This is a genomic window from Polaribacter sp., from assembly GCF_051251875.1.
Taxonomy (GTDB): Bacteria; Bacteroidota; Bacteroidia; order Flavobacteriales; family Flavobacteriaceae; genus Polaribacter.
Genome location: NZ_JBPOGL010000044.1, coordinates 16,428 through 27,942, shown reverse-complemented (window position 1 = coordinate 27,942; position 11,515 = coordinate 16,428). Strand labels below are relative to the sequence as shown.

Genomic DNA, 11,515 nt, shown 5'->3' with positions numbered 1-11,515 from the left:
GACAAATTGGGGAGTGTAGTTTTATGTTACCACTGTTATGAGTCTTCTCAATACTTCGAAGTGACAATTATTGTGGTTTATTGTTGTGTCTTCATCTGGTTTGTCATTTCGACCCTTTTGGGAGAAATCTCATAAAGTTACTCAACGTTGTAGTAGCTATTTTATGGGATTTCTACTAACGTCGAAATGACAAATTGGATGTGTAGGTTTGTGTTATCACTGTTATGAGTCTTCTCAATACTTCGAAGTGACAATTATTGTATTTTATTTCTGTGTCTTCTTTTGGTTTGTCATTTCGACCCTTTTTGGGAGAAATCTCATAAAGTTGCTAAACGTTGTAGTAGCTATTTTATGGGATTTCTACTAACGTCGAAATGACAAATTGGATGTGTAGTTTTATGTTACCACTGTTATGAGTCTTCTCAATACTTCGAAGTGACAATTGTTGTGGTTTATTTTTGTGTCCTCATCTAGTTTGTCATTTCGACCCTTTTGGGAGAAATCTCATAAAGTTGCTCAACGTTGTAGTAGCTGTTTTATGGGATTTCTCCTATCGTCGAAATGACAAATTGGGTGTGTAGTTTTGTGTTATCACTGTTATGAGCCTTCTCAATACTTCGAAGTGACAATTGGGGTGGTTTATTTTTGTGTCTTCATTTGGTTTGTCATTTCGACCCTTTTTTGAGAGAAATCTCATAAAGTTGCTCATGTTTATGGTATTTATGTTATGGGATTTCTCCTTACGTCGAAATGACAAATTGGGTGTGTAGGTTTGTGTTATCACTGTTATGAGCCTTCTCAATACTTTGAAGTAACATTCTTATGAAAGACTCTTCCTTTCTTAGCATTGCACTTCGCGTTAAGGATAGAGCAATTGTTTGAGCTCTTTTTTGTTTTTTACAAAAAAAGCGAGTGCGAAAGCCTGACCCTTGTGGTAACGCCCAAAAAATAGTTAAAACTCAGCTTTTCTAGGATTTCTATGCCTCTATTTGCTTAGAATTATACCACATACTTTTATTTATAATTTAGTGGTAAATCAATCTCACAAATTATATATTTGCATTTCTAAATTATCTACAAAAATGTTACAAGTACAATTTATTAGAGACCACAAAAAAACTGTTTTAGAAGGATTAGCAAAACGTAATTTTACAAATGCTGAATCTATTATTGAACAAGTTTTAACGGCTGATGAAAATAGGAGAGCAACGCAAGTTGAGTTAGACGATACGTTGGCAGAATCTAATAAAATATCTAAAGAAATTGGTGGATTATTCAAATCTGGAGAAATACAAAAAGCAAATATTTTAAAGGAAAAAACAGGTGTTTTAAAAACAAAATCTAAAGAACTTACAGAAAGTTTAACGGGTTTTGCAGATGAATTACAAAACTTGTTATATCAGATTCCTAATATTCCGCATGTTTCTGTAAAAGCAGGTACTTCTGAAGAAGATAATGAGAACATTTTTAGTGAAGGAACTATTCCTAATTTAGGAGAAAATGCGCTTCCTCATTGGGAATTAGCAAAGAAATACGATATTATTGATTTTGAATTGGGTACAAAAATTACCGGTGCTGGTTTTCCTGTTTATAAAGGAAAAGGTGCTAGGTTACAACGTGCTTTAATCAACTATTTTTTAGATAAAAATACACAAGCTGGTTATACAGAAGTGCAAGTTCCGCATTTAGTAAATGCAAAATCTGCTACCGCAACTGGCCAATTGCCAGACAAAGAAGGACAAATGTACCATGCAACCGAAGATGATTTATATTTGATTCCTACGGCAGAAGTGCCAATTACAAATATGTTTCGTGGTAATTTAATACAAGAATCAGATTTTCCTATTTGTTGTACTGGTTATACGCCTTGTTTTAGACGAGAAGCGGGAAGTTATGGCGCTCATGTACGTGGATTAAACAGAGTACATCAATTTGATAAAGTAGAAATTGTAAGAATTGAACACCCTGATAATTCTTATAATGCTTTAAACGGAATGGTAGAGCACATAAAAAATATTTTAAGAGATTTAAAATTACCGTACAGAATTTTACGTTTGTGTGGTGGCGATACTGGTTTTACATCTGCCTTAACATTTGATTTTGAAGTGTTTTCTACAGCACAAGATAGATGGTTAGAGATTAGTTCTGCATCTAACTTTGAAACTTTTCAGGCCAATAGACTAAAACTTCGTTTTAAAAATAAAGACGGAAAAAGTGAATTTGCGCACACTTTAAACGGAAGTTCTTTGGCTTTACCGCGTGTTTTAGCAGGAATTTTAGAAAACTACCAAACAGCAGACGGAATTAAAATACCTGATGCCTTGGTGCCTTATTGCGGCTTTGATATCATAGATTAGTATACAGTGGGCAGTAAGCAGTTAGATTACTTGTGTAAAATATTATTTTTATACAATTGAGTACTGTTTACTGCGACTGAAAACTGTAAACAAATTTTAGTTAGCAATTACAGCCACCATTAATCTTTTGTATTTATTCATTTCTAAAAGAGCGTTTAAATAAGCGCTAATTTGTCCGTTTTTCATAAACTCTATTGAGTTGTTTTTTGCAATTTCGTATTGTCTAGTAAATGTATTCATCATTTTAAAATTTGATTGGTTATTTATACTATAGACAACTTTTGTGCCAAAATGTTACAAGGCATCACATCAGAATAGCGTGCTTTAATAATATTTTAACATTTATGTTGATTATCTTTGATGCTAATGAAACTCTAAAAGCACTATTTTGTAAGTTTATACAATGCTTTTATTAGTTTTAAAAATACATGAACACAAACTAATTTTAATTCAAGTTTTTGAAAACGATTATCTTTCTTTTTTTTATCACTATTAGTAGTATTGGCTTCTCTCAAAATGATTATTTGTTAGGAGAAAATTATTATAGAGAAGGTGCTTATGAAAAAGCAGCGCAAGTTTTTAAAAAATTATACACCCAAAGTCCTTTTAATACTACTTATTTAAGCAGATTAATTTCTTGTTATCAAGAAACCGAACAATTTTTAGAGGCTGAAAATTTATTAAAATCTAAATTAAAACAACATCCGGAACAAGCATTTTTAAATGTGTATTTAGGCTATAATTACGAACGACAACATTTAAAAGAAAAGGCCAAAGCTACCTATGATTTGGCAATAAAATCTATTGATAAAAACGTTTCTTTTGCAGCAATTATAGGAAGAATTTTTAAAGATTACAATCTGTTAGACTATGCTATTTTAAGCTATGAAAAGGCAATGCTTTTAAATGAAAATGCCAATTTTAGATTCCAAATTGCACAGATTTACGGAGAAAAAGGTGATTTCAAAAAAATGTTTGAATCTTATATAGATTTGGTTGATAAAAATGATCAGTATTTTGATATTGTACAAAGATATACTAGCAAATATATTACGGATGATTCTGAAAATGAAGCCAATATTATTTTCAGAAAAACATTGTTACGCACCTCTGCTAACAATCCGAAAAATGTTTGGAATGTTTTGCTTAGCTGGTTGTTTACACAACAAAAAGAATATAAAAAAGCACTCATTCAAGAAAAAGCGTTGTATCAAAGAAATCCGACTGATTTATCTGCCATTTTTAATTTAGGAAAAATAGCATTTGAAAATACGAATTACGATTCAGCCAAAGAAAGTTTCGATTTTATCACCGAAAAATCTACCTTTAGAGAAGAAAAAATTGATGCTTTTTTATACATCACAAAAATTGCAATTGCCACCAATAATCCGGCAACAGAAAAATTGTTTCAATCCTTATTTAAGCAATTCGGAAAAAACAGTTTGACCATAAAATTACAGGTAGAATATGCAGATTTTTTAACCTTTAAAGAAAACAAACCAACAGAAGCACAAGAGGTTTTAGAAAACGCGTTAAGCTTTTCACATTCTAAATTTGACAAAGCAAGAATAAAATTAAAATTAGCTGATATTTTGGTGTTTACAGGAAAATATAACAAAGCATTGATCTATTTTTCGCAAATTCAAACTCAACTTAAAAACCACGAAATAGCACAACAAGCAAGATTTAAAGTTGCCCAAACAAGTTATTTTAAAGGCGATTTTACCTGGGCAAAAGCACAATTAAAAGTATTAAAAAGTGCCACCACACAATTAATTGCAAATGATGCGCTAGAACTGTTTTTAAAAATTACAGATAATGAACCTGTAGATTCTATTCCTTCTGGTTTAAAACAATTGGCTAAAGCAGAATTATTAGCCTATCAGAATAAAAATGATGAAGCTTTAACAACATTACACAACTTGTTTACTAATAAAGAAGTTTTTGCAAATGGGCTAATTCCCGGAGAAGTAATTTATGATGATGTATTGTTTTTTCAAGCTAAGTTATTGGTAAAACAAAAAAAATACGAACAAGCTATTGAAAGTTTGGCTAAAATAGTAGCAGCAGATAATCAAGGTTTTTTAACAGACGATGTTTATTTTATGATGGCCGAAATCTATCATTACAATTTAAACAATCTAGAAAAAGCTTCAGAATACTATCAAAAGATTATTTTTGACTATTCTTCTAGTATTTATTTGGTTGAAGCTAGAAAAAAATATAGAAAAATTAGAGGAGATACCATATAGTTTTAAGTTGATGGTTATGAGTGTTTGGTTGATACCTAAATACGAAAAATGATCAACCAAAAACCAAAAAAAAATAAACAAATGTACATATACAACGTAACCGTAAATATTGATGAAAGTGTTCATGAAGAATGGCTCACTTGGATGGAATCACACATTTTAGAAGTACTAAATACAGGAAGATTTACCACGGCAAAACTTACAGAAGTTTTGGTAGAAGAAGACATGGGAGGAAAAACATTTTCCATACAATACACTGCAAATACTAGAGAAGATTTAGACGATTATTACAAATACGACGCAGAAAAATTACGCGGAGATGGCGTAAAAAAATTTAGTGATAAAATGTTAACTTTTAGAACCGAATTAAAAGTAATTAAAGAATTTTATCCTACCAGTGTAGAGAATTAAATGAAATATACTTTAGCAGATATATTCTGCATATATTCATATATTATTGTAAATCTTTAAATTAAAAATGCAATTTTAGCAACCCATATGCTTCCTATACTTTCAAAAGGAAATTTATAACGAAGTAACATAACAGATAAAATTGTTGGTAGTATTTTTCTTGTTTTTAAATCTCTAGGCAAACCAAAAAATTATGCCGATTTTTAACTGTACTTTTGTTTTTAAAGCATACAACTTATAATTATGTCTGTAAAAGCAAAAAAACATTTAGGTCAGCATTTTTTAACGGATGAAAGCATTGCAAAAGATATTGCAGACGCATTGTCTGGAAATGGTTACAATGATGTCTTAGAAATAGGTCCAGGAATGGGCGTTTTAACCAAATATTTACTACCCAAAAAAGCAAAAGTTACTGTCATGGAGCTAGACAGAGAATCTGTTGCCTATTTGCATGAAACTTTTCCTTTAGAACATCTTAAATTAGATACATCAAAAGAACATTTCGAAATTATTGAAGGCGATTTTTTAAAGAATAATATTCAGGATATTTTCAACAAAAAACAAGTAGCTATTATTGGTAATTTCCCGTATAATATTTCTACCCAAATTGTTTTTAAAGCCATAGAAAACAGAGAATTTGTGGCAGAATTTGCAGGCATGTTTCAAAAAGAAGTTGCTAAAAGAATTGCAGAAAAAGAAGGAAGTAAAATATACGGAATTCTTTCTGTACTAACCCAAGCATTTTTTGATGTAGAATATTTATTTACAGTTCCACCAACGGTTTTTAATCCGCCACCAAAAGTAGATTCTGGGGTAATTAGATTTGTCAGAAAAAAAGATTATTCACTTCCAGTTAATGAAAAATTATTTTTTAGAGTAGTAAAAACTGCGTTTAATCAACGAAGAAAAATGCTTCGTTCTAGTTTAAAATCCTTCAATCTTTCGGATACCTTAAAAGAAGAGCCTATCTTTGCGAAAAGGCCAGAACAATTATCTGTTTCTGAGTTTATTTCACTTACGCAAAAATTAGCAGAGAATGACATTTGAAATCACTGATGACTTTTTAGATAATCTAACGGAGCTTATCATCTCTAATAACGATAAAGAAATAACAAAGTTATTTTCTGAGGTCCATTTTGCAGATATTGCTGAAGTATTAGAAGAAGTAAATTTTGATGAAGCTATTTATATTATAAAGCTTTTAGATAGCGAAAAAACATCAGAAATTCTAACAGAATTAGACGAAGACACTCGTGAAGAAATTTTAAAAAACTTATCAGCAAAAGAAATTGCAGATGAAGTTAGAGAAATGGACACCGATGATGCGGCAGATATTATTGGGGAACTTTCAGAAGAACGTCAGCATCGTGTAATTTCTGCTTTAGAAGATGATGATCATGCGGCAGATATTAAAGAATTACTATCTTATAATGATGATTCTGCAGGTGCATTAATGGCTAAAGAATTGGTAAAAGTGTATGAAACTTGGACCGTTGCTGGATGCATGCGCAGAATAAGAGGACAAGCAAAAGATGTTACCAGAGTACATTCTATTTATGTGGTAGATAAACAAGATAAATTGGTAGGTAGAATGTCTTTAAAAGACTTAATTATTGCCAAATCAGACCATAAAATAGCAGACATCTGCAAAACAAAAGTAGATGCTGTAAACGTACATGAAGATGAAGAAGCCGTTGCTAAAATAATGGCAAAGTACGATTTAGAAGCAATACCTGTGGTAGATGATAACTATGTATTAGTGGGCAGAATTACTATTGATGATATTGTTGATGTTATTAGAGAAGAAGCCGATAAAGATTACCAAATGGCAGCTGGTTTTTCTCAAGATGTAGAAGCAGATGACACTATTTGGGAACTTACAAAAGCACGTTTACCTTGGCTAATTTTAGCCCTTTTTGGTGGTTTTGTTTCTGTTTCTGTTTTAGGTAGTTTTGATGGTGCAATGAATAATTTTCCAGAACTTTTTTTCTTCACGCCATTAATTGCTGCAATGGCAGGTAATGTAGGAGTTCAATCTTCTGCAATTATTGTACAAGGTTTAGCAAACGACAGTTTAAAAGGTTCGTTATTTAAAAGATTATTAAAAGAAATTTTACAAGGATTATTAAACGGTTTTGTGTTGGCAGCTTTGTTAATGTCTGCCGGAATGTTGTTTTTAGGTTTTAATTTAAACTTAGGCATTACAGTAGCAGCCTCTTTGGTTTCTGTAATTATTATCGCCTCTATTATTGGTACCTTTATTCCAATAATATTAGATAAAAAAGGAATAGATCCTGCATTGGCAACTGGGCCATTTATTACAACAAGTAATGATATTTTAGGAATCTTAATCTATTTTAGTATTGCAAAATTAGTCTTAGGATTTTAATTTATTTTAGAAGCTATTTCCAGCTTTTCGCTATATTTTTTTGCTAAAAAAGCAAAAAGGATAGAGCTTGTCTTGAGCAAAGTCGAAAGGCTTCAATCTGGGCTAGACTTGTTTGCCAGCTACTTGTATTTACAGAATACTCCTTTAATATCATTTGAAATTTGCAACCGTAAAAGTTGAGGAAACCCAAAAACTAAACACTCAATTTGTCATTTCTTCGCAAGGAGAAATCTCATAACAGTGCTGCACAAACCCAATTAACCTAATGCTATTTTTCTCTCCGTTCAAAAGGACAAACTGTAGGAGAAAAAATATAAACGGCTATAAAAATGTAACATCAGAAATGGTAAACTAAATAAACGGAAAGACTATTTTCTCAACTTCACAAACAAATCCCAAATTACAACTCCCGTAGTTACAGAAATATTTAAAGAATGTTTTGTACCCAATTGCGGAATTTCGATACACAAATCAGACGCATTTACCACTTCTTGTTGCACGCCTTTTACTTCATTTCCCATAACAATGGCATATTTTTGGTCTTTTTCTGGGAAAAAAGTGTCAAGTTTTGTGCTATTTTCAGCTTGTTCAATAGCCAAAACTTTAATTTTTGAATCTTTTAATTTTTGAATAAGCGTAAGCGTATCTTCTACATATTCCCACGCTACAGATTCTGTTGCACCCAAAGCTGTTTTATGAATATCTTTGTTTGGCGGAGTTGCACAAATACCACATAAATAAATTTTTTCAATCAAAAAAGCATCACTAGTTCTAAACACAGAACCAATATTATTTAAACTTCTAATATTGTCTAAAACTACAATTATGGGCGTTTTATCAACAGTTTTAAATTCATCAACCGAAATTCTACCTAACTCGTTATTTTTTAATTTTCTCATAATTCAGTTTTCCCTTGGCAGTAGCATTCAACAGTAAAAAACTGTTTTACTGAATACTGAATACTGCCTACTTTTTGTAACTTCGCAAAACTAACTGAAAATTTCCAAAACTTGGCAAAAACAAAAGCTAAAAAGGTAACTCCTTTAATGAAACAATACAACGCAATCAAGCTTAAATATCCTGATGCAATGTTACTTTTTAGAGTAGGAGATTTCTATGAAACTTTTGGTGAAGACGCTAAAAAAGCTGCCGGAGTTTTAGGAATTACCTTAACAAAACGTGGCGCCGGAAGTGAAACCGAAACTGCTCTGGCAGGTTTTCCACATCACTCTTTAAACACCTATTTACCAAAGTTGGTAAAAGCAGGAATGCGCGTGGCAATTTGCGATCAGTTAGAAGATCCTAAAATGACCAAAACCATTGTAAAACGTGGTGTTACAGAATTGGTTACGCCCGGTGTTTCTTTAAATGATGAAGTTTTACAAACCAAAACAAATAACTTTTTAGCAGCAGTTCATTTCGATACTTCTTCACGCTCAACAACCAAGAAACAACTCGGAATTTCTTTTCTTGATGTTTCTACAGGTGAATATTTAGTAGCACAAGGAAATGCAGAATATATTGATAAATTGTTGCAAAATTTTGCTCCGAGTGAAGTTTTGGTTCAAAAACAACACAAACAACAGTTTTTAGAATTATTTGAAAATAGATATTATACGTTTTATCTTGATGATTGGGTTTTTCAAAAAGAATACGCACACGAAACTTTACAGAATCATTTTGAAGTAAAAAGTTTAAAAGGTTTTGGAATTGAAGATGTTAAAAACGGAATTATTGCTGCCGGTGCCGTTATGTATTACTTGTCGGAAACGCAACACAATCAATTAAAACACATTCAGCATATTAGCAGAATTGCAGAAGACAATTATGTTTGGATGGATCGTTTTACAGTTCGAAATTTAGAATTGTACAATCCAAATTCTAACAACGCAGTCACACTTTTAAATGTGATTGATAAAACCATTTCGCCCATGGGCGGAAGACTTTTAAAACGTTGGTTGGCACTTCCTTTAAAAAATATCGACGCCATTAAAAATCGTCATGAATTGGTAAAGTTTTTTATTGATTCTGATAAATTTTCTCAAACAGTAACCTATCAACTAAAACAAATATCAGATTTAGAACGATTAATTTCTAAAGTAGCAACTGGTAAAGCTTCACCCAGAGAAATTGTATTATTAAAAGATTCTTTGAAGGCCATTTTACCAATCAAATCATCTGCAGAAAACAGTAAAAATAAAGCGGTAAAAACACTCGGAAACCAATTACATACTTGCCAAGATTTAATTGAAAAAATTAAAGAAACGTTGTTTGATGATGCCCCGGTAAACATCAATAAAGGAAATGCCATTGCCACAGGCGTTCATCAAGAATTAGATGATTTACGTGCCATTTCTAATTCTGGAAAAACGTATTTAGATAACATGCTAAAACGTGAAACTGAACGAACTGGAATTAGCAGTTTAAAAATTTCTTTCAACAATGTTTTTGGCTATTATATTGAAGTTAGAAACTCTCATAAAGACAAAGTTCCGGAAGAATGGATACGTAAACAAACCTTGGTAAATGCAGAGCGTTATATTACGGAAGAATTAAAAGAATACGAAACTAAAATTCTTGGAGCAGAAGAAAAAATTGCCAAATTAGAACAAGAAATATTTTCTAAATTATTACAATACATCATTCAATTTGTACAAATTGTACAAGAAAATGCACAAATTATTGCAAAAATAGATTGTTTATTGTCTTTTTCTGTTTTAGCGGTCGACAATAATTATGTACGTCCTGTTATGGATGAAAGTACAGATTTAGAGATAAAAAACGGTCGTCATCCCGTAATTGAAAAACAATTACCCATAGATCAAACGTATATTGCAAATGATGTTGTGCTCAACAGAAATCAACAACAAATAATTATGATTACTGGACCAAACATGTCTGGTAAATCGGCAATCTTAAGACAAACAGCACTCATTGTTTTATTGGCACAAATGGGAAGTTATGTTCCGGCTCAGAACGCAAAAATTGGTATTGTAGATAAGATTTTTACCAGAGTTGGCGCAAGTGATAATATTTCTATGGGCGAATCTACCTTTATGGTAGAAATGAACGAAACAGCATCTATCTTAAATAACGTTTCTGAGCGCAGTTTAATTCTTTTAGATGAAATTGGTAGAGGAACTTCTACTTATGACGGAATTTCGATTGCTTGGGCAATTTCTGAGTTCTTACACGAGCATCCAACTAGAGCAAAAACATTGTTTGCTACACATTACCATGAATTAAATGAAATGACCACTTCTTTTGAGCGTATTAAAAACTTTAATGTGTCTGTAAAAGAATTAGCAGACACTATTATTTTCTTACGTAAATTGGTTTCTGGAGGTTCTAATCATAGTTTTGGTATTCATGTTGCCAAACTTGCCGGAATGCCAAATATGGTAATTCATAGAGCGAATAAAATTTTAGCAAAACTAGAAAAAAACAACAAAAATTCTGAAGTCAAAGACGTTTTAAAACAAGAACAAAATGAAGAAATGCAACTCAGCTTTTTTCAGTTAGATGACCCACTTTTAGAAAACATTAAAGAAGAAATTTTAGCAACAAATATTGATACGTTAACTCCTATTGAAGCCTTAATGAAGTTGAATGAGATTAAAAGAATGTTGATTAAAAAGTAATGGTAAACAATTTAGAACAAGGTTTTTTCGGAATTGGAATTCAGAATGGAAAAACACCTGAAAATTTAGGTGTATTATGGCGTTCTGCCCAAAACATGGGTGCTAGTTTTATTTTTACCATTGGCAATAGATATGCAAAACAAGCTTGCGATACACACAAAGCTATTGGTGCAATGCCTTATTTTCATTACAAAACTTTTGACGATTTCTTTAACAACTTACCAAAAGGTGCTATGTTGGTTGGTGTAGAATTAGATGAAAAAGCAGTACAATTAGAAACGTTTACCCATCCGAGACGTTGCGTGTATTTATTAGGCGCAGAAGATCACGGATTGTCTAATACAGCCATTGAAAAATCGCATTATTTAGTAAAGTTTAAATCTGAATTGAGTTTAAATGTATCTGTTGCAGGAAGCATTATTATGTACGATAGACAAGCAAAAATTAATTTTAACGTTTCGTAAA

General features: G+C 31.6%; 9 protein-coding genes. 7 read left to right on the top strand and 2 right to left on the bottom strand.

Features of this window, described 5'->3' with window-relative positions; translation table 11 throughout:
- Positions 1-1,082 precede the first annotated feature (1,082 nt).
- Positions 1,083-2,357, top strand: a complete 1,275-nt coding sequence (gene serS, locus ACSHW5_RS15405; RefSeq protein ID WP_435677041.1) for a serine--tRNA ligase — start codon at positions 1,083-1,085, stop codon at positions 2,355-2,357.
- Between the two features lie 96 nt (positions 2,358-2,453).
- Here the strand turns inward: serS and ACSHW5_RS15400 are convergent, their stop codons facing one another.
- On the bottom strand, positions 2,454-2,597 hold the full coding sequence (locus ACSHW5_RS15400; protein WP_435677040.1) for a hypothetical protein: 144 nt from the start codon (positions 2,595-2,597) through the stop codon (positions 2,454-2,456).
- 218 nt (positions 2,598-2,815) lie between these two features.
- Between ACSHW5_RS15400 and ACSHW5_RS15395 the strand changes: the two genes are divergently transcribed.
- From ACSHW5_RS15395 to mgtE, 4 genes are all read left to right on the top strand, one after another.
- Positions 2,816-4,609, top strand: coding sequence for a tetratricopeptide repeat protein (locus ACSHW5_RS15395; RefSeq protein WP_435677039.1), 1,794 nt, complete (start codon positions 2,816-2,818; stop codon positions 4,607-4,609).
- Positions 4,610-4,690: 81 nt separating this feature from the next.
- Positions 4,691-5,020: a DUF4286 family protein gene (locus ACSHW5_RS15390; RefSeq protein ID WP_435677038.1), complete on the top strand. Its 330-nt coding sequence runs from the start codon at positions 4,691-4,693 to the stop codon at positions 5,018-5,020.
- A gap of 243 nt (positions 5,021-5,263) precedes the next feature.
- Positions 5,264-6,067, top strand: coding sequence for a 16S rRNA (adenine(1518)-N(6)/adenine(1519)-N(6))-dimethyltransferase RsmA (gene rsmA / locus ACSHW5_RS15385; protein WP_435677037.1), 804 nt, complete (start codon positions 5,264-5,266; stop codon positions 6,065-6,067).
- Positions 6,057-7,409, top strand: a complete 1,353-nt coding sequence (mgtE, locus tag ACSHW5_RS15380) for a magnesium transporter (RefSeq protein ID WP_435677036.1) — start codon at positions 6,057-6,059, stop codon at positions 7,407-7,409. Before rsmA ends, mgtE begins: the two co-directional genes overlap by 11 nt.
- A 368-nt stretch (positions 7,410-7,777) precedes the next feature.
- Here mgtE and ACSHW5_RS15375 read toward each other — a convergent pair whose 3' ends face one another.
- Positions 7,778-8,308, bottom strand: a complete 531-nt coding sequence (locus ACSHW5_RS15375; protein ID WP_435677035.1) for an RNA methyltransferase — start codon at positions 8,306-8,308, stop codon at positions 7,778-7,780.
- A 111-nt stretch (positions 8,309-8,419) separates the two neighbouring features.
- Here ACSHW5_RS15375 and mutS point away from each other — a divergent pair, with 111 nt between their 5' ends.
- Entirely contained in the window at positions 8,420-11,050 is a 2,631-nt protein-coding gene (mutS, locus tag ACSHW5_RS15370) for a DNA mismatch repair protein MutS (RefSeq protein ID WP_435677034.1), read from the top strand.
- Positions 11,050-11,514 (top strand): RNA methyltransferase, encoded by a 465-nt coding sequence (locus ACSHW5_RS15365; protein ID WP_435677033.1) that lies wholly within the window; start codon positions 11,050-11,052, stop codon positions 11,512-11,514. The genes mutS and ACSHW5_RS15365 overlap by 1 nt, the downstream gene beginning before the upstream one ends.
- Position 11,515 lies beyond the last annotated feature (1 nt).